An 18,979-nucleotide genomic window follows, 5' to 3' on the forward strand; every position below is an offset into this window, starting at 1 on the left:
TAATGCAACCACACACCTTTTAGTGGTGAGAATGTGTGATAAGGTAAATATCAGTCTAGGAATAAAAATGGCAACTAATAAATGGCTGAAATCATTTACGACATAAAAACAAAAACAATAAAGCACTTCACTTATCGAAAACCATCAGTGTTCATTGATGAAAATGGTGAGCCTCAATACAAATACTCTCCAAACAAAGACAATCATACTCACATTAAGAAGGTTATCTTCCTGAGTCTAGTTGGTTACGAGAAGGTAAATCTGCTAGATGAGAACGATAAACCAATTAAGGATGAACACGGTAATCCGATTTTCGTTAAAGGGGATTTGGTTTCCTACGAACCAATGAATTACGTAAATGAGTTCATCCTTGCTAAACATGTTGTCGATGAAAAGGAAGATGCTCAGCAAGCCTCTAAGGCTCTCACCCATTATTTCAGGTTTATATTGGACGCTCAGGCGAAATGGGACGATAGATACGATAACGAAGATTACGATCCTATAATTGACCCTCCTCGCCCTGCTTGGGATAGCTTTTCTCCCAGAAAAAACCTACGTGTCACCACTATGTATAGAAATGCTGTCAAAAAGGCCACGCTCGATGGCACAGGATTGGCTAAAACTACTGCAATGTCATACGTGCGCTCAATGGTTGATTTTTACAAGTATCACCTCAGGCAGGGCATGAGATTTAACAACCCACCATTTGAATTTGAAACCCTCCTGATTGACTTGGAGACCAGCGGTACGGACATGAAAGCTCGCAAACGCAAGGAGATTCAAACTACCGATCTTAAATTGACTTTTCCTAGGTCGAAAAAGAATGACGGTGGAAAACTACCTAATTCTAATCGCGAGTTAAAGCCGCTTACGAATAGTGAGTGGAGGGAAATTAAGAACATTCTTGTTCAAACTAGGCGAGTCCTCAAGAACGTTAAGGGTGAGGAGAAGCTCGTAAGTCTACCTGAGGAATATTGTTTGTTATTTCGTCTTCTTCGGTACACAGGTCTTCGTAAGGAAGAGGGCACGAGTTTGCACTTAGGGCAAGTTATTCGACCTAGACCTAATACGAAAGATGCTATGTTGAGGCTGGGTGTCGGTAATCAATATGGCTCTCTGACTAAAGATCCTAATGGCGGATATAACAATAAATCTCGCCGTACGATTATCCCTAGCTCATTGATGCTTGAACTTTACGAATACAGTCATTCAGCAAGATACAAAAAGCGCCTAGAGAAGTTTAGAGAGAGGTGTGTGATCGAGAGAGAGGCTGGCAATGATGCGTATTTTGATGGTGTTGATGGTGTTGATGAGGGCAAACAGTATCTATTTATTAGCAACTCAGGAGTGCCGCTCTTTAAGAAGTTAGAAGAAATCAACACCCGATGGAATGAAGTGAGAAAGACCGCAGGGGTTAATCTGGTCAATGATATTGACGCAGTGGTTCATAACCTTCGCGCTACCTTTGCTGTCTCTATTTTTCGGACGTTGTTGAAAAAAATGAACTCTGACGATGCGCTAGCACGAGTGTCAGCACTCCTTGGACATGAAGACCTATCTACCACCTTACTTTACTTGCAAATAGCCCAAGATCAGCCAACAGGTGATGAAATTTGGGAGGATGTACTGGATTATCTTGGTGTGTTCGATGAGGAAGAAGAGTTAGATAACCTCCCTGACGTCGAACAAACTTACAAACATGAGGCATCTCAATGAGTCGCAAAAATCGCTCTAAATCCGTTCAACTTGATGACGATTTTTATGGGCAACCCGCCGCTACGGTTGAGCCGCTTAATTTGTCAGAATTAAAACTGAAGTGTGGTAGGGGTACATCCTATATTGATCAACTTGTTTATAAAGGTGTACCTAACTACTCCAGAAGAGCTGAAAAAATAAATGGGGTGGACTACATCCCTGTAGTGAGTAGAGAGCGCTTTGTTCGGGATGTCTACCTGCTGCTAAAAACAGACTTTAATAGCACTAAGAAAACGAATTTTGAACAATTGAAGATTTATATTCGTTGGCTCGATACCACTCAACGAGAGCCGATTGAAGGCGACTATTTTCACCCAGACCTCTATCAAGCCTACATGGACTATCACCAAGAGAAATGTAACCGAGGTGAGCAAAAGTTAGCAATGTGGGCTAGCGCAAAGAAGATGTTGAGTTTCTTTCTTACATCCCAGAACCGCAGTCTAGAAGCGAAGAGACTAAAGTCCATCAAAGGGCAAAAAAAAGAGACTAAATCCCACAAAGGGATTGATGTTTCTGGTGAGTTCAAGCCGTTAGTTCGATGTTTCATTGCGGCTTTTGGTCAATTTAGGAAGCACTTTATTGAGGGAACTCGGCCTGAGATCCATCCTTTTTGGGATGAAGCGAGGTTTAATGAGTTGGCAGAAGAGAAGGGGTGGAGTGCCAGAGAGAAAGGGTACCAAAAGAGGGCTTTTAAATATGCGGTACGCAACGATAATACAACACGTAATCATTTTTCTCGATTGGCTTCCATATTGGCATTCTGTTTCACAGGACAGAACACGACTCCTCTCTTAAATCTTCGCTTTAGCGATGTGAGGTTTACAGAGGAATCCTATGGAAAGGTGTACTTTGATATGACTAAAGCTCGCGCCAAACACCTAGGTTTTGACACCTCAATGGGTTTTCATAAAAAGACTCAAGAGTTCTTTCATCAATGGTTGGAAATTTCTAAAGCGCTTCAGAAGCAGTCAGGCACGGATTGGGTTTTTCCTTACTTTATGGAGTCGGGTGAAATAAACGGTTGTGTTGAAGCTGGGCAAACTAGGCCTCAAACGAGAATTAATACGCTTACCAAAAAATTAGGGCTTGCCCATATCACTTCCTCGATATTGCGCCAAACAAAAATCGACACATTAATGAGGGTGACTGAAGATATTTACTTGGTCTCGATGTCGGCGAATAACGACGTTAAAACGATTAAAGCTAGTTATGCTCATGGCAACGAAAGTGACCATAAACGGGGTCTTGCTGCGTCAAATGAAGCCCTGTATGACGTTGTGAAAAATGGAACGGCTCCTAATGAGGCAGCAAGTCAGGCAAAGTACAGCTACGCCGATGTATTGAGTCATTATGATTATCAGCGCCTACGCAAAGAAGAGCGCGAAAATGACGCACAAACGCCGCTTGGTGTTCGCTGTAAAGATGCGACGAGAGGCGCAGCAAATACCGTTAGGAAAAATTTAGAAAAAATGGGCATTAAACAGCCAGAAGAGAAAAGGTGTACTGACTTTCTTGGGTGTTTTGAATGTGAGTTTCATCGATTGGTGTCTGAAACAGAAGACATTTGGTTGATGATGTCCTTCAATGACACGCTAGAGCAAATGAAAGATTATCCAGCAATTAATACCCTACCAACGTATAAGTTTCACAAGCTGTGCAACACCATAGAATCGATTTTAACGCGATTTAAAGCGGTTTCCCCTGATAATTATGCTCAGGCTCAGGAAAAACACAGCGAATCTCCTCACCCGCTTTACAGTGATGGATACAGCCTAATGGATTTGCTGGAGGCATTTTCATGAATAATCACAAACACAACACCCACAATAACGTGACTTCACTAGCGCCTTTTCAGAAGTCTGAAACGGCTTTCTTAATCGAAGGGTTAGATAAACTCGATGCTACAGATAAGCCATACCACGTTGAGGTATGGGATTTCTCCCCCTCGAATACGGGTGGAGTTCGAGATGGTTTAACCGTTAGTTTTCGTGCAACCAAGCCTGAATATGTTAACGGAATACAGGACGCGCTCTATAAGATATCCCACCATTACAAGGATAAAAACTCATCGTGTTTATCAGTCGGTTATATGGATAGCCTAAAAACTGGATTGCAGCATGTCTCAGACTGTTTGGGGGGGACAGAATGGCACAACCTAGAAAGTAGCCGTGAGTGTAAGTCCTTCCTTCGTCATCTGAAACAAAAGAAACTCCGCTTTGGCAGTATTTCAATTATTCTTCAATCATTGAACAAACTGACGGAATGTGGGGAGTTAAACGTCTACATTGATTCAAAGGCGCTGCGGAAGTGTGCATCCGGTAATGAATCAAAACAGCATGTCGCTATTCCACATCGATTGTATCAGCGTATCTTGTCTCGTGCCCTAGAAGTGGTTGAAAAATATCACCCCTATCGGCATGACATCTCTCATGTGATGAGTCAGGCGTATGATATTTATGAGCGAGTAAAATCAGGAGAAAGACTTGCTACTGACGGTCGTGGTAATGGGCGTGATGAACTATCAATGTCACCTGCGGCTATTAGCCGGAGAATTAAACGCGCTATAAATAGCATAGCCTATGATATTCCTGACTTTGATGTGAGGTTAGATGGTACAGCGCTTTCTGATATTCTAGCCAGTTGTCTAATTGTTACTCAGGGGTTCTCGGGTGTTCGAATTGGTGAGGCGGCAAGCCTTAATGCCAATAGTGCTGATGAAGTCACAGTTAACAGTAGGAAGGTCACTGTCCTTACAGGGGAAACAACCAAAGGTAATAATGCTAAGCCTAAGACAGTTACGTGGCAATCACATCCCGTCGCTAAAGTTGCACTAGAGCTAGCCTACGACATGATGGCAGCTAACCGAGCGTTTTATCAGAAAGGTGTTGATGAAAAAGAAAGACAAGGTGAAACCAAAAAAAATATTAAACATATGAGAAGGCAGTTGGAGTCAGCGTTTTTAGTGACGCAAGCGACAAGGCAGACAAGTAATAACTACATATTCGACCCATGTAAGGCACTGAAAAGATTTATTAAAAATTTAGACTACAAGGCAACTGCTGAAGATGTTGAAGAGTTTAATATGCTCAACCCAACAAGAGAGGGAGAGCTAAAAATTGGTGGTACATACGCAGGGTTGTCTTCTCACGACTTTAGACGAACGTTTGCGGTGTTTTTTGTTCGGTACGGGTTTGGTACTGCCTCTGGAATTAAATTTCAGTTCAAGCACGAAAATATCAACATGTCGGGCTACTATGCTAACAATGCTGAACTTGCGCAGATGAATGACCTTCTGATGGATGAAGACATCCTTGAAGACTTGAAAGAGGCAGGTATCGATTTAGGTGTTGATATTTATGATGAAATCTTTAACCAAAGTGAGCACTTGAGTGGCGCTAAAGGTGAAGTAATTATGCAAGACCGAATGAAGAAGCTAGAGGCTGGAGAAAGTATCTTCATGACTCGTGAGGAAATTGAGGAAAACCTTCGTCGCGGCAACTTCCATATAATGCAACTCCCTAGTGGTGCCTATTGCACGAATGGTTCTTGTGACCGAGTGTGTGGGACTTTGTCATTTCGCGCAGAAATCAAAGAGTGTGAGCATAAGGTGGTTTCGGATAAAGGTGCTAAAGTGATTGCTAAACAACGAGATCGACTGATTGCTAAGTTTACGCACTTGAACACTGGTGACGTATTGAAAAGCTCGATTCTAACTGGTTTAAAACAGAAAATTCAGGTTGAGGAGCTGACGCTGAAAGCACACGAAATCCCGTACCAGCCATTTAACGATGACATTATTTTGAATAGCGCTAGTTAAAAGGTTGAGCCGATATTATGAATACAGAAGAACTAAAAAAACTGAAGCAAGAAGATAAATCCCTTACTGCTTTGGAAAAACTGCAAAAGGCATTGTGCCGCCTTCAGAATGGTAAGCCTCTACGAACCAAAGCAAAGGGGCAGTTAACACTTAATAAAATCAACAATGAAGCGGGTTTAGGGCGAAGCTATATCCATAAGTTTAAGGATTTCGTTGAAAAGGACGCTAAACCAGCAATCGAAGAATACAACCATGCCTTGGATGAGCTTAAAAAGGCACTAGAGCGGCTTCTGGCTGGTAACCCTGTTCGAACCAAAGCAAAAAAAGGCCGTCTAACCCTGAATCAAATCAACAATGAAGCGGATTTAGAGCAAAGCTATATCCATAAGTTTAAGGATTTCGTTGAAAATGTTGCTAACCCAGCAATCGAAAAATACAACGGTTCCTTGGGTTACTCTGAACAATCTGAGCAAATGACTTCAGGCTCAAAGGATATGAGTGAACTTGATAAGCTCAGAGCCGAATTAAACCGAGAGAGAGAACTTAAGGTCGAGTATCGGCGAGAACGAGATGAGGCGATTGCGATCAATACTGAACTCGAAACTCTCAATAAATCTTTGATGTTTCGTGTTTACGAGCTTCAGGAGCAGCTTTCGGCTGAAGTTGTAGAATTTGAGCACCACAAAAAGTAATTACGCTTAGGTTAGGCGCGTAGCTGGCAACTGGTAAGGAACCCTTACGAGTTGCCTAGGGCTAACAACTAACTTTAAGAATTTGCGCTTTGTTTAATGTCATTTTCCGTTAGCTCCATCACAATCGTGTTTACGTCGTGTTCCACACTACTATCGTCGGCAACAATTCTATCCGCCACCAACTGCAATAACTCCCTAACGCTGATCCCTAGTGCTCTCGCCTTTGCGTTAATTATAAATTGCTGATCCATATGCCCTCCTACATATTGTATCGTTTATGCCATTTAAATGTTATTTGGTGCTGTAGAGCCAACATCCTAATGCCATTGGCTAGCCCCTTGTCGCCTGTGTACACACGTAAAATGCTGTCTCTAGAGATATTGTTGGATGCCAACATTACAGCGGTGTCAGCGACAAGCCTGAAATCAGAAGCCTGTCGCCCGATGGGAACGATCTTGCCAACTCGACGCCCTCCTATAATGGGCAATTTGTTCGAATGTACTGATACTGCAATTACCGTAACGCCTTCTGGTGCCCTATTTATGCGTATAGGCCCCAAATTGTCCGCATCCATAATCCAGAATTCCATTTCCTACCCTCCATGATATACTGTTTAAATATACAGTATATTTTACATCACTGCTATGATATTGGTTTGATAATTCTGTCGCAGAAGTGAGGTTTTTGATGAGGGTTTTGTATGTGAATGTTTTCTCACTTCTATACTCAAAGCGCTATATAAGCAGCAATGAATCTGTTTTCGCCACATACCAGTCTGGACAATACCGAACACCTCTAGATGTTATGAGGTGCATTCCACATGATGTAATGTCAGCTAAATTGTTGGAGCAGGCTGCCGTATCGGCTGGCATGTTGATCTATCCTGTCGAGCCTAGAGGTATCAGAAGTTTTATTATCGATAGAGATATTTTTAGTCGCTCAGCTCTAGCACCGGATATTGATTGGACTGGTGCATTAAGAATGGGTAGTGACAGCCACATTGCACGTATACGCAAACACGCAGAGTTAGCTGGAGTGAAAGATTGGCGCAGTTGTGGTGACCTGTTTTACTGGGAATTCAAGCATCAACAGCACTTGCATCTAAAAAGTCCATCGGATAAAGGCGCTACCCCACAGCTATTGCGGAGAATTCGTGCTATCAAACAAGAGGAACAAAGATGAGTGACAACCAGCAACCTGATGTGCCAGAGGAAGGTTCTGTACAATTTATGCAGGAAATCCTTAAGGAAAAAGCAGTAGCGTCTGTAGTGATGGGTGAGAGCGGAAATGTGGTTGTTCAATATTGCGATAGCATCACGGTCTACAGTCGAGATAATTCGGCTGACCTTGCTGCTAAACTGCTAAGCATTATCGCCGAAACCCAAAAGGGTTAATGTAGAGTATGCCTGAATATGTTTTGTATCCGAACTCGCTCTGGTATGTCTCCACTGATATTACGAGAAGATTTGTCGTCGAGTAGTAAGCTGCACAAGCACCTTCATGTACTAATGCGCAATGGCGAAATACGGTCATTTCCATTTCATGGGTTTATACACCTAGACAACGTTTATCCTTTAGGGGCGCAGTTTGTAAAAACCCTTTATGTTGAGGCATTTTCACCTGATGGAGAGTTCTCCAAGTTTTGCGAAATATCCAATTTTAGGAAGTGCTATACCGTTGGTATGTGGACAGGAGCAGGAGTTAAGGTTTGCCTGTATAACAACAGACCGAGGAGCCTTCCATTGCCAGATGATTTTGAAGAGAAGGTGGGAGAATCTAAAGGCAGTGTAATCAGTCTGGACGATTATCGATTGGATTGAAGATTTGCTTATTTGTGCAGGAAATTGAAAGATCATAAACATTTCATTTATCCCTTTCCGCTTATCTAAATCGCTTTGGGTATATGCATCTATACAAGGATGGTGATCAACATTATGTATATTAGTTTCAGATAAACTGGAAGTTATCTTGTGAAGGTGAGGTTAGTATGCGATTAGAACAAATGCCCGGATACTTTTTCCCAACGTTAGCTGTGTGGCCTAAGCCTTGGTATGAAACTGGCTTATGGCAAATGAACGATTTAAAACTACGAGAAGATGGCTCGTTGGGGTGGTATAAAAGTTACTTAGAGAACTCTGTAGGTCATGCTAAAGCTGATGTTTATGAGTCCTATGATGATGCCAAAATAGTTGCTGAAAAAAGAAATAATGAGTTGAAAGGTACGCTTGATAAACTCGATGTCGTACCTAGCAAGAAGGCGTCTCTATCATTAAAAGTTGACAAAGCCGTCACCGGACAAAGCCGACTTTTCGGTGAAGAGCAACTTATGCTATCGGAGGGGATACGTAGGCATGCCAACTCACCACGCCCTCTAGAAAGTGACATAGTCTTGCCTGAAAAGTGTGAATCGCTCTTAGAACCATTGATGGAAGTCTTACAGCAAACACCATATGTCAATTTCGTAAGACTAAGGCGTTTTGGGGTCAGTTTGCTCAGGGAGGGAAATCATGATTGGTCAACGAGAGCAAAGCATACGCAATTAACAGCAAAGTATTTTTATCGGGAAAAAATAGCGGCTGCATATGGTTTGAACGGTGCTGAGCACTGGGGGAAAACTAAAGCTAAGATAAGAGAAATATTACTACCGAGAGCAAATCAACTACTTCAGCTAGCAAGCGTAAAGCGAATGCTCTCAGAAGCAGAACTCAGAGGAAAGAAGGTCGTTGTTGCTTCTGGGTTTGTCTTCTGGTTTGAAGACAAAGATAGTGTTGGATGGATTGTAAAAGAAGCTAGCTATTCAAAAGTGGATTCATCTGGAAATACTCTTTGGAAGGAAGGGACTATTTTATCAACGAATCACGGACGTATAGTTGTTCTTCCATATGTAAAGGAAAATGGAGAGTTCGTTCAGGGTCATACCAAGAATGCTCCTCATGATGGAAAGGCCAAGCCAAGACACCCAAAAGAGTTCGTGGAGCTTCCTTTCGAGGTGCTTGAAGATGATCTAATGATAGGTTTGTTTGGTGATTTGAATTATGAGTAGGTTGGGAGAAGGGAAGTCCTAAGTTACAACCTAAAACAAAAGCCACCTAAGGTGGCTCGTATTTGGCTATTAAGCGTATCGCTTGTAATCATAAGCACAGAGTAATCTGCGATAACCCGTTCCCTTTTTGTCTGGCATTTTCTTCAAAAAGCTCTCAACTTCATCAAGTGAAATTTTGTCATTCCAAGTTGACCACATAATCGCATTTAACTCATTTGGTCTTGTTACAGCTTCATCATCAAAAATTTCTTGTAACGTAGTGTGCTCTGTTTCAACGGTTGCTGGTTGAGAAGCAAGGTAATCGTTAATTTTGCGAACCTGTTGCTCTTTTAAAGTTGCCGCCTTTCTTAAATCTGGGTAAATAGTGTCAAAAGCATAGACTGGAAACCACTGCTGTACAGATATGTTAATATTATCAATGAGTTTAATCAGGTTGTGATTAGACTCTTCGACAATATCAAAGTACTCAGAGTTGAAACTAGATGAGTTCTTATGCTCATAGGAGATGGATTTCGCTGAACCGATTACTAAAATTTTGTCACTATTACTTAGGGCATCGATATCTTCTGTGATGTTAACTTTGATGCTTGTCCCGTCATCACTTGCACCTGAATAGATGTCCTTAACAATACTCTGAACCTTTCTGATATCCATTGCAGATACAGGTAAGCTAAGGTTGGAAAGTGATTTATAGATTTCCTTGAAATCATCCGTTTTCAACTTATTGATTCTAATGGTTGAAAATCCTTCTAAATCAATGTCATGTGCAGATATTTCGTGTGACATTGACCCCTGTTCATATTCAACCAATAGAAAGTTGTTGCGAATTCGTTCCGCATCTTCAGAATTCGGCTCTACATAAGTAAAAATGGTCTTTAATAGGCTCTTGATGTTTTCATCACCAATACCATAACCAAGGAAAATAATTGGGTTATGGATGAAAATAGAGAGTAATTGTGCTCGAATAAGCTCATACTTTTCATCAAACTGCTTATAGTCTTCTTCTGTAATAATGATTTTAGACGGGTCAACGCAACAACCATGAATTTTATAGACCGAACCATAAGGATTACTCAGCAGGATGTCATTACCAACAAGCTCTTCAAAGCCAAACACATCTTCAATTAAATTGTCGTAGTTGGTCGTGATCACTGAGCCGATGTTCTTACGGATTTTTTTGAGTTCACTCAACTCATCAAGCATATCTTCTTTGTAGTCAAGTTGTTTAACCAACTTAGCTATATAGATTTTGAAACGGCTCAGATAGTTTTCAGTTTCCATCTCACGATAGAAAACATCGTTAATGTCTTCAAATTTACCATTACGATCCTGCCCCAAGACCGTGTTGAACTCTTGTTCCAGCTTAGTCGCAACTTTTGTGTAATCGTACTTTCCGTTTTCTCGACTTTCCGCTTTGATATCAAGATAGAACTCATTGTTACCCTTGAGTTCGAACGCAATGTGTTTTAATAAGCCATCCCACGTAAATGCATTATTAAGGTAACGCAAGCTTACACCAGCCCCAACGAATAGAACTGGGTGGTTGCGGTATTGGCCAATGAATTCTTGTATGTTCATTTGTAATCCAGTCAACTAATGTTATTGACATCTTAGCATTTTCAACCAGTTAAACCAGACCGTCTATATTAGGGCAAGCTGTTCAATTGTGTTAGCTATCACAACTAGCTAATACACAACCTACGAATGCTTTCTGTTAATCCCCAGAAAGGTGTGAGTATAAAGACTAAAACGAGTGTACGTGGAGAGCAGAAAAGACATTTCTATTATAGCTTTTCACCAGATCTGTTAATAACAAAAGGTGAGAATTATAATTGTAAGATTCTCACTTTTTGTAAGTGATAGCCTCGAATCGGGAAAAATTGTGTAAATGGTGTTAGGTGCCTTTTATAAACAGGCTTCTCATACTAATTTAAGAAATAAAAGTGTAAGGGTGTTTAATGGCGAAGATGCGCTTTACCCTGAAGAAGATGAAGACGACGAGTAATCAAAGCTCACCTCTTTTAGAAAAACCAGCGTTTAACGCTGGTTTTTTTATACCTTGAAAATGGCATCCAACAACAGATGAATGTGGAGGTGATAAATAATTCACATTGAGTTTATAGGGGATTTCTCCCTATAATGCGTGAAAATTGATCTAGCGCAAGGTGTATATGCAACTCTCACTCGCCGGTTTATGGCAAGTCTCTCCACTGACGGACCTCTCGATTCCACAGGATGACATCACTTTTCCCGCCCCTTTAAGTCTGGTCCTGCCTGATGAATTGACGGAAGAAGCGATTCGTCAACAAGAATGGCACTTGATGCACGATATTGAAGTGGATGAGGCGATGATGGCATTTCCTGCAGTGGAAATGGTAATGGGTGGTGTTGATTACCATGCGGAGGTACGTTTGAACGGCGTGGCTGTGTTTGATTGTGATGGCTCGCAAAGTGTGTATAAGAAAGACATTCGCCCATACATGCAAATGGGGCGTAATCGCTTTGAGATATTGTTCCTAGAGGAAGAAGAAGATCTTTTATTCGATGAGGATAAGCCAGAGCTGTGCCCGCTTTCTGAACATCAATATAAGAAAAGTGATGAGCGACTGGGCGTGTGGCAAGAACCGTACTTGCAGTTTATTCGCAACGTGCGTTTAGATCGCGTGGCAACCGAGCAGATTTGGCACCATGGTGGCGGGTGTGAATTTAAGGTCGATTTGTATTACCAGACATTTGCACCAGGGCTAGTGTCAGCAGCGGTAAAGTTTAATGGCATGACTTACCATATTCCTATTGATGTCCGAGCGGAGCATGCGAGCGCTTTATTCCAGATTGAAGCGCCAAAGTATGCTGATCTTAATGACCCTGATCCAAATGATCTCTATCAGTTGTCTGTTGAATTGGATGGACAACGCCAAAACTTCACTGTTGCATTGAGCCAGGAGCTTTGCGTTACCCATGTTGTGCTTTAACGTCTGATAATATTTTTTATTACAGTACCTTAAGCATTACGACTTCACATGCATCATGCCCTGTTTGCCCAAGCGGGGCATCGAGATGCTCAAAGCCTAGCTTTTCATACAAGCCTACCGCCTCTCTTAGACATTCTGTTGTCTCTAAATAGCACTGCTGATACCCAAGCTGTTTCGCCAGTTGTAAGCTCAATGCGACGATGCGTTTGGCTAAACCGTGTCCTCGTGTTTGAGGTAAGAAGTACATCTTTTGCAGCTCACACACATTTGGCTCACCAGCTAAAGGGGCAAAGCCACCGCCACCAACGATCTCTCCGCGATGTTCAATGACCCAATAGGCGGCCCCGTTTTGATTATACACCGAATACATATCATCAAGCGTTGGATCGGCCACACCATAACCTCTGTCTGCGGTTAAGCCGTATTCTGCGGAGACTTTACGAATTACGTCTGCCACTTGCGGATTGTCTGCTTTGGTAAGAGGTCGAAGGGTGTATTCCTCTGCCTGACACACTTTTGTTAGCCCTTTTAGGTAAGTCTCTAGACCAAGTTTGAGTTGTTCTTGCTCACAGTTATCAAGTTGTGTAAGCAACTGCTCAAAAAAGCTGTTTTGCTGTTGGTCTAGTTGCGCTAACGCCTGCTGTCCTTGAATTGTGAGCACTACGAGTTGGCTTCGTTTATCTTTCGGGTTTTCGATGCTCTCAACCAAACCTAATTTAATCAAACCAGTAATGGTGCGGCTTGCATTGGACTTGTCGACACTAAGCTGCTGCGCCAGTTGGTTGATGGTCAATGGTTGCAATTGGATTTCACCTAATGCGTGCGCTTGTACCGGGGTAAGAGCGACATCGCCGCATTGTTTATCGAGCATACCAAGCAATCGGACGGCTTGACGGGAGTAGTGTCGGAGTTGACGAGCGTTCATTATCACTTACCTCTAAAAATAAAGTTGCGCACCGCAATTAAATTAATTGCGGTGCGCAACTTTGTCAATGATAAATGTCATTTGGCTCGTTAGGAGACGTAGTGAGCCTCCATGTTTAAGCGTGGTGATGTAAACAAAACTGCGGTGCTGGAGTTTTTGCTGATGATTTACGCATCCATACTTTCTCGTGGAAGTAGTAAGCCACCGTATTCAAACTCGGCTCTAGCATCGCCATTACGCCGCCGACAAATGCATCACCTGTTAGTAAGTAAACCACGGTAAAAGCGACGCTGAAGTGCACGGTCGCAAAGCTTGCGGTTTTTAATTTGGTCATCCACTGACGAGCTTTAAGTGCTGGGACTTTTGCCCATGCCTTTTCATGAAAGTAGAAGGCTACGGTGTTCACTGAAGGCTCAATCATGGCAATTAAACTACCAATTAAAATGTCGCCTGTGAGTACGTAAGCGACACTAAATGCGATAGTAAAATGCAGTGCTGCGAAAGTTAGTGTCTTTTTCATGATAATTACTCAATCGTGTTTGTTTCGATGAGTTCATTATCGATAATAATTCTCATTAATGCTAATGGATGATGAGTATTGTTGCGATAGGGGAAAGCTATTGATGATGGTTTTTGGTGAAAGATATACAAAAAAGGTTGACCATGATGGCCAACCTTTGGATTCAAAGTGAGAAGTGTTAGTTCTTCTCTTTCACTGAGGCTTAAAGTGCAGCGATCGTTGTCTTCTGCTCTTCTAGCTTAGCTAGTGTCTCTTTGTAGCCTTCAAGCTTCTCACGCTCTTTAGCAACAACCGCTTCAGGTGCTTTCGCCACGAAGCCTTCGTTGCCCAGTTTGCCTTCGATACGCTTGATTTCGCCGTGCGTCTTCTTGATTTCGCCATCTAGACGAGCAAGCTCTGCATCTTTGTCGATCAAACCCGCCATTGGGATCATCAGCTCAGACTTGCCAACCAGTGCCGTTGCACACGCTGGGGTTTCTTCGCCAGCTTCAAGCACGCGTACTGCTTCTAGCTTCGCTAGAGACATCAATACTTGTTTGCTTGCTTCTAGACGAGAGGCGTCTTTCTCATTCGCTGCTTTCAGCATAACGTCTAGAGGCTTGCCTGGGTTGATGTCGTACTCAGCACGTAGGTTGCGGATGCTAGTGATGAACGCTTTCACCCACTCGATGTCGTCTAGCGCTTCTTGGTGGAAGTTCGCTTCGTCAAACTGAGGCAGAGTTTGTAGCATGATTGTCTCGCCCTCAACACCTTCAACGAGTGGCTTGATGCTTTGCCAGATAGTTTCTGTGATGTAAGGAATCACTGGGTGAGCCAGACGTAGCGTCTTCTCAAGTACCGTGATTAGTGTACGGCGAGTACCACGCTGTTGCGCTTCAGTACCTTTCCATAGAACGGGTTTAGTTAGCTCTAGGTACCAGTCACAGAATTGGTTCCAGATGAATTCGTAAAGTGTGTTTGCAGCCATATCTAGACGGAAGTTGTCGATATGGTTGTTGAACGCTTTCGCTGCGAGTTCAAACTGAGACTCGATCCACTTGTCTGCTAGAGAGTACTCGATCTCACCTTCACCAAAACCACAATCTTGCTCTTCTGTGTTCATCATTACGTAACGGCTTGCGTTCCATAGTTTGTTACAGAAGTTACGGTAACCTTCAAGACGCTTCATATCCCAGTTGATATCGCGACCTGTTGATGCCATTGCTGCAAGAGTGAAACGCAGTGCGTCTGTACCGTATGCTTCGATACCGTTTTCAAACGTCTTACGCGTGTTCTTCTCAATCTTCTTCGCTAGCTGAGGCTGCATCATGTTGCCACAACGCTTCTCTACTAGAGACTCTAGGTCGATACCATCGATCATGTCGATTGGGTCAAGTACGTTACCTTTCGACTTCGACATCTTGTCGCCGTTTTCGTCACGAATTAGGCCGGTAACGTAAACTGTCTTAAATGGTACTTGTGGTTTGCCATTTTCGTCTTTCACGAAGTGCATGGTCATCATGATCATGCGGGCAACCCAGAAGAAGATGATGTCGAAACCAGTTACTAGAACGTCTGAAGGGTGGAATACTTTCAGATCGTCAGTTTGCTCTGGCCAACCTTGAGTACCGAACGTCCATAGCGCAGAAGAGAACCATGTATCCAGTACGTCTTCGTCTTGGTGCAGCTCAATGACTGACTCTAGGTTGTTGTTCTTGCGAACTTCTTCTTCAGTGCGACCTACGTAAACATTACCTTGGTTGTCGTACCAAGCTGGGATGCGGTGACCCCACCATAGCTGACGAGAGATACACCAGTCTTGAACGTCACGCATCCAAGAGAAGTACATGTTTTCGTATTGCTTAGGAACGAATTGGATGTCGCCGTTTTCTACTGCTTCAACCGCTGTTTTCGCTAGAGGCGCAGTACGTACGTACCATTGGTCAGTTAGCATTGGTTCGATAACCACGCCACCACGGTCGCCGTAAGGAACTTGTAGATCGTGATCTTTCACTTCTTCAAGTAGACCTAGCTCGTCGAATTCAGCAACGATAGCTTTACGCGCGGCAAAACGCTCCATACCGTGGTATTTAGCTGGTAGCTCAGTGCTGTAAGCGTCGCTTGCTTCGCCGTTAGTGTTGAATACTTCTGCTGCGTCGCGGATGTTCGCGTCGAAAGTCAGAATGTTGATCATTGGTAGCTGGTGGCGCTTACCAACTTCGTAGTCGTTGAAGTCGTGCGCAGGTGTGATTTTCACACAGCCAGTACCTTTTTCCATATCGGCGTGCTCATCGCCCACGATTGGGATGCGACGATCAACGATAGGAAGGATGATTTCTTTACCGATAAGATCTTTGTAACGTGGATCTTCTGGGTTAACTGCAACACCCGTATCGCCTAGCACGGTCTCTGGACGAGTCGTTGCAACAACGATGTAGTCTTTGCCATCCGCTGTTCTAGCGCCATCTGCTAGTGGGTAGCGGAAGTGCCACATGTGGCCTTTAGTGTCTTTGTTCTCTACTTCTAGATCTGAAATCGCTGTGTGTAGCTTTGGATCCCAGTTAACTAGACGCTTACCGCGGTAGATTAGATCGTCTTCGTATAGACGTACGAAGACTTCTTGAACGGCGTTAGATAGACCATCGTCCATCGTAAAGCGCTCACGGTCCCAGTCTACTGATGCGCCAAGACGACGAAGCTGTTTAGTGATAGTGCCACCAGATTCGCCTTTCCATTCCCAGATTTTGTCGATGAAAGCTTCACGACCGTAATCGTGTTTTGTTTTGCCTTCTTCTGCTGCGATCTTACGCTCAACAACCATCTGAGTTGCGATACCAGCGTGGTCAGTACCTACTTGCCAAAGGGTGTTTTTACCCTTCATACGTTCACAACGGATAAGCGTATCCATGATCGTATCTTGGAACGCGTGGCCCATGTGTAGGCTACCAGTGACGTTCGGTGGCGGGATCATGATGCTGTATGATTCTTTAGTAGTGTCACCGTGTGGCTTAAAGTAGCCTTTCTCTTCCCAAGTCTGATACAGAGCTTGTTCGATTGAAGTTGGGTTGTATGTCTTTTCCATAGCGCTCTTTTAATGGATACGTTGATGGTTGAATCTTAGTCAATCTTTATAAGTGAGGGATCTTAACAAGATCGCCTTAACTATAAGGATTGACCGTTAAGGATATTGAATTTCGATCGTTTGCAGCTGGTAACCTGCTTGACGGTAAATTTTATATCTTTCTCTTGCGAGTTGTTTAGCTTTTTCTTCGCAGGGCACGAAGTCTACCACTTGAGCAAACTTGTTCGCAAAGGTTGTCTCATTTTCCGCCAAATTAATTACCAATTGACGATTCCAAGACGGCTTTACACCGTTATGGCCGATCTCAATATTGGTGGCGTATTTCGGTCCCTCGCCTACGAGGTTATGTGCCATGAACTTGTCTGCATCAACTTGCCAAAAGGCTTCAGCGAGCTGCTCGGAGTGTGGTTTGTCTTGGCAGTTTAAATACACTTTAGCGCCTTGGCAGGCAAAGTGCTGCGCCAAAAACACAATGTACTCTTCAAAGCCAGCCACCGTTGCTTGCGGGCTCTCTTCGTTAATGATGTAGAAGGTTGCAGTTTGCATCATTCTCTCACTTGCCTTGGGTCTCTTCCTAAGACCATCTTAAATCCCATTTTCATTTTAGAAAATTAGGATAATAAAAAAGGGCCTTGCGGCCCTTTTAGATGTTGTTCAGAAATTACTCTTCTGTCTCTTGGCCGCTGCGGTTCAAAAGGAATTGGACAAGCATTGAGACAGGACGGCCCGTTGAGCCTTTCGCTGCGCCTGATTTCCACGCGGTACCTGCGATATCGACGTGAGCCCAGTTGTACTTTTTAGCAAACTTAGACAAGAAGCAACCCGCAGTGATAGTACCAGCAGGACGGCCACCAATGTTTGCCATATCCGCAAACGGGCTCTTCAATTGCTCGTGGTACTCATCTGCCATTGGTAGACGCCATGCACGGTCACTTGCTTGCTCAGAAGCATTCACTAGTTCGTGAGACAGTGGGTTATGGTTAGAGATAACGCCACTGATGTGGTGACCTAGTGCGATAACACAAGCGCCGGTTAGCGTTGCAACGTCAACAACACAGTCTGGTTCGAAACGCTCTACATAAGTCAGTGCGTCACAAAGAACAAGACGACCTTCCGCATCCGTGTTCAGAACTTCTACAGTTTGACCAGACATTGTCGTTAGGATGTCACCTGGACGGTACGCGTTGCTGCCAGGCATGTTTTCACAGCCAGCTAGAACACCAATAACGTTAATTGGTAGGTTTAGCTTCGCTAGCGCTTTCATTGTACCGAATACCGATGCCGCACCACACATGTCGTACTTCATCTCATCCATACCTTCGCCCGGTTTTAGAGAGATACCGCCTGAATCGAAGGTTAGACCTTTACCTACTAGCACAATCGGTTTTGCATCTGAGTCAGGGTTACCTTTGTACTCGATGATAGACATCATAGATTCGTTTTTAGAACCACGGCCTACTGCTAGGTAAGAGGTCATACCCAGTTTTTCCATCTCTTGCTCACCAATGATTTTGGTGGTTACGGTTTCGTAATCGTCCGCTAGACGACGAGCTTGAGAAGCAAGGTAAGCTGGATTAGCTACGTTTGGCGGCATGTTGCCAAGGTCTTTTGAAGCTTTGACACCTGATGCGATAGCTAGACCATGAGTGATTGCTTTTTCACCCAAGTTTAATTCACGACGCGTTGGTACGTTGAAAACAAGCTTGCGCAGTGGGCGGCGAGTTTCAGGTTTAACGCTCTTGAATTGATTAAATGTGTATAGACCATCTTTAGTCGCTTCTACAGCCTGGCGTACTTTCCAGTATGTATCGCGACCCTTAACATGCAGTTCAGTTAGGAAACATACCGCTTCCATTGAGCCTGTCTCGTTAAGTGTGCTGATCGTCTTTTGAATGATTTCCTTGTACTGGCGCTCGCCAAGTTCACGCTCTTTGCCGCAACCGACAAGTAAAACGCGCTCTGACAAAACACCTGGTACTTGATGCAGTAGCAGCATCTGACCAGGTTTACCCTCTAGATCACCACGGCGAAGTAGTGAACTGATGTAACCGTCACTGATTTTATCAAGTTGTTCGGCTACTGGAGAAAGGCGACGTGGTTCAAACACACCAACAACGATACATGCGCTACGTTGTTTCTCTGGACTGCCACTTTTTACACTGAACTCCATGCGTACTCCTACATCCTGAAGACA

General features: G+C 43.5%; 15 protein-coding genes. 8 read left to right on the forward strand and 7 right to left on the reverse strand.

Annotated elements, in window-relative coordinates; genetic code table 11:
* Nucleotides 1-81 precede the first annotated feature (81 nt).
* Genes NDJ01_RS02230 through NDJ01_RS02245 form a run of 4 tightly spaced genes read left to right on the forward strand, consistent with a single transcriptional unit; the run spans nucleotide 82 to nucleotide 6,264 of the window.
* Nucleotides 82-1,716 carry a site-specific integrase gene (locus NDJ01_RS02230; RefSeq protein ID WP_258586172.1) on the forward strand — a complete coding sequence of 545 codons (1,635 nt, stop codon included), beginning with the start codon at nucleotides 82-84 and terminating at the stop codon, nucleotides 1,714-1,716.
* Entirely contained in the window at nucleotides 1,713-3,557 is a 1,845-nt protein-coding gene (locus NDJ01_RS02235; RefSeq protein WP_258586173.1) for a hypothetical protein, read from the forward strand. The genes NDJ01_RS02230 and NDJ01_RS02235 overlap by 4 nt, the downstream gene beginning before the upstream one ends.
* Complete coding sequence (locus NDJ01_RS02240) at nucleotides 3,554-5,572, forward strand: hypothetical protein (RefSeq protein ID WP_258586174.1); 2,019 nt, start codon at nucleotides 3,554-3,556, stop codon at nucleotides 5,570-5,572. Before NDJ01_RS02235 ends, NDJ01_RS02240 begins: the two co-directional genes overlap by 4 nt.
* A gap of 17 nt (nucleotides 5,573-5,589) precedes the next feature.
* Nucleotides 5,590-6,264, forward strand: coding sequence for a hypothetical protein (locus NDJ01_RS02245; RefSeq protein ID WP_258586175.1), 675 nt, complete (start codon nucleotides 5,590-5,592; stop codon nucleotides 6,262-6,264).
* A gap of 74 nt (nucleotides 6,265-6,338) precedes the next feature.
* Here the strand turns inward: NDJ01_RS02245 and NDJ01_RS02250 are convergent, their stop codons facing one another.
* A complete protein-coding gene (locus NDJ01_RS02250) occupies nucleotides 6,339-6,515 on the reverse strand; it encodes a hypothetical protein (protein WP_258586176.1) in 177 nt (58 codons plus the stop codon).
* A 577-nt stretch (nucleotides 6,516-7,092) separates the two neighbouring features.
* On the opposite strand from NDJ01_RS02250, the gene NDJ01_RS02255 reads away from it, so the two are divergent.
* The 3 genes from NDJ01_RS02255 to NDJ01_RS02265 all read left to right on the forward strand — a co-directional run bounded on the left by NDJ01_RS02255 (nucleotide 7,093) and on the right by NDJ01_RS02265 (nucleotide 9,307).
* Nucleotides 7,093-7,446, forward strand: coding sequence for a hypothetical protein (locus tag NDJ01_RS02255; RefSeq protein ID WP_258586177.1), 354 nt, complete (start codon nucleotides 7,093-7,095; stop codon nucleotides 7,444-7,446).
* Nucleotides 7,443-7,658, forward strand: coding sequence for a hypothetical protein (locus NDJ01_RS02260; RefSeq protein ID WP_025607576.1), 216 nt, complete (start codon nucleotides 7,443-7,445; stop codon nucleotides 7,656-7,658). The genes NDJ01_RS02255 and NDJ01_RS02260 overlap by 4 nt, the downstream gene beginning before the upstream one ends.
* Nucleotides 7,659-8,251: 593 nt before the next feature.
* Complete coding sequence (locus NDJ01_RS02265; protein ID WP_258586178.1) at nucleotides 8,252-9,307, forward strand: hypothetical protein; 1,056 nt, start codon at nucleotides 8,252-8,254, stop codon at nucleotides 9,305-9,307.
* 69 nt (nucleotides 9,308-9,376) lie between these two features.
* On the opposite strand, the gene NDJ01_RS02270 is transcribed toward NDJ01_RS02265, so the two are convergent.
* Nucleotides 9,377-10,900, reverse strand: coding sequence for an SIR2 family protein (locus NDJ01_RS02270; RefSeq protein WP_258586179.1), 1,524 nt, complete (start codon nucleotides 10,898-10,900; stop codon nucleotides 9,377-9,379).
* A 578-nt stretch (nucleotides 10,901-11,478) separates the two neighbouring features.
* Between NDJ01_RS02270 and NDJ01_RS02275 the strand changes: the two genes are divergently transcribed.
* Nucleotides 11,479-12,279: a glycosyl hydrolase 2 galactose-binding domain-containing protein gene (locus NDJ01_RS02275; protein WP_046873612.1), complete on the forward strand. Its 801-nt coding sequence runs from the start codon at nucleotides 11,479-11,481 to the stop codon at nucleotides 12,277-12,279.
* 19 nt (nucleotides 12,280-12,298) lie between these two features.
* On the opposite strand, the gene NDJ01_RS02280 is transcribed toward NDJ01_RS02275, so the two are convergent.
* The 5 genes from NDJ01_RS02280 to pepA form a co-directional block, all read right to left on the reverse strand.
* Nucleotides 12,299-13,204 carry a bifunctional helix-turn-helix transcriptional regulator/GNAT family N-acetyltransferase gene (locus NDJ01_RS02280; protein WP_258586180.1) on the reverse strand — a complete coding sequence of 302 codons (906 nt, stop codon included), beginning with the start codon at nucleotides 13,202-13,204 and terminating at the stop codon, nucleotides 12,299-12,301.
* Between the two features lie 115 nt (nucleotides 13,205-13,319).
* The gene (locus NDJ01_RS02285; protein ID WP_005397464.1) at nucleotides 13,320-13,724 is read right to left on the reverse strand and encodes a DUF2061 domain-containing protein; all 405 of its coding nucleotides are present in this window, start codon (nucleotides 13,722-13,724) and stop codon (nucleotides 13,320-13,322) included.
* A 202-nt stretch (nucleotides 13,725-13,926) separates the two neighbouring features.
* A complete protein-coding gene (locus NDJ01_RS02290) occupies nucleotides 13,927-16,785 on the reverse strand; it encodes a valine--tRNA ligase (RefSeq protein ID WP_258586181.1) in 2,859 nt (952 codons plus the stop codon).
* A gap of 96 nt (nucleotides 16,786-16,881) precedes the next feature.
* On the reverse strand, nucleotides 16,882-17,331 hold the full coding sequence (locus tag NDJ01_RS02295) for a DNA polymerase III subunit chi (RefSeq protein ID WP_258459760.1): 450 nt from the start codon (nucleotides 17,329-17,331) through the stop codon (nucleotides 16,882-16,884).
* 115 nt (nucleotides 17,332-17,446) lie between these two features.
* On the reverse strand, nucleotides 17,447-18,955 hold the full coding sequence (pepA, locus tag NDJ01_RS02300) for a leucyl aminopeptidase (protein ID WP_005397459.1): 1,509 nt from the start codon (nucleotides 18,953-18,955) through the stop codon (nucleotides 17,447-17,449).
* Nucleotides 18,956-18,979: the final 24 nt, after the last annotated feature.

This window comes from Vibrio sp. HS-50-1, assembly GCF_024747315.1.
GTDB classification, from domain to species: Bacteria; Pseudomonadota; Gammaproteobacteria; order Enterobacterales; family Vibrionaceae; genus Vibrio; species Vibrio diabolicus.

What these genes read in the sequence shown, in the direction of transcription:
- NDJ01_RS02230 (WP_258586172.1), top strand. Translation starts at nt 82, where the DNA reads ATGGCTGAAATCATTTACGACATAAAAACAAAAACAATAAAGCACTTC.
- NDJ01_RS02235 (WP_258586173.1), top strand. Translation starts at nt 1,713, where the DNA reads ATGAGTCGCAAAAATCGCTCTAAATCCGTTCAACTTGATGACGATTTT.
- NDJ01_RS02240 (WP_258586174.1), top strand. Translation starts at nt 3,554, where the DNA reads ATGAATAATCACAAACACAACACCCACAATAACGTGACTTCACTAGCG.
- NDJ01_RS02245 (WP_258586175.1), top strand. Translation starts at nt 5,590, where the DNA reads ATGAATACAGAAGAACTAAAAAAACTGAAGCAAGAAGATAAATCCCTT.
- NDJ01_RS02250 (WP_258586176.1), bottom strand. Translation starts at nt 6,515, where the DNA reads ATGGATCAGCAATTTATAATTAACGCAAAGGCGAGAGCACTAGGGATC.
- NDJ01_RS02255 (WP_258586177.1), top strand. Translation starts at nt 7,093, where the DNA reads ATGTCAGCTAAATTGTTGGAGCAGGCTGCCGTATCGGCTGGCATGTTG.
- NDJ01_RS02260 (WP_025607576.1), top strand. Translation starts at nt 7,443, where the DNA reads ATGAGTGACAACCAGCAACCTGATGTGCCAGAGGAAGGTTCTGTACAA.
- NDJ01_RS02265 (WP_258586178.1), top strand. Translation starts at nt 8,252, where the DNA reads ATGCGATTAGAACAAATGCCCGGATACTTTTTCCCAACGTTAGCTGTG.
- NDJ01_RS02275 (WP_046873612.1), top strand. Translation starts at nt 11,479, where the DNA reads ATGCAACTCTCACTCGCCGGTTTATGGCAAGTCTCTCCACTGACGGAC.
- NDJ01_RS02280 (WP_258586180.1), bottom strand. Translation starts at nt 13,204, where the DNA reads ATGAACGCTCGTCAACTCCGACACTACTCCCGTCAAGCCGTCCGATTG.
- NDJ01_RS02285 (WP_005397464.1), bottom strand. Translation starts at nt 13,724, where the DNA reads ATGAAAAAGACACTAACTTTCGCAGCACTGCATTTTACTATCGCATTT.
- NDJ01_RS02290 (WP_258586181.1), bottom strand. Translation starts at nt 16,785, where the DNA reads ATGGAAAAGACATACAACCCAACTTCAATCGAACAAGCTCTGTATCAG.
- NDJ01_RS02295 (WP_258459760.1), bottom strand. Translation starts at nt 17,331, where the DNA reads ATGCAAACTGCAACCTTCTACATCATTAACGAAGAGAGCCCGCAAGCA.
- pepA (WP_005397459.1), bottom strand. Translation starts at nt 18,955, where the DNA reads ATGGAGTTCAGTGTAAAAAGTGGCAGTCCAGAGAAACAACGTAGCGCA.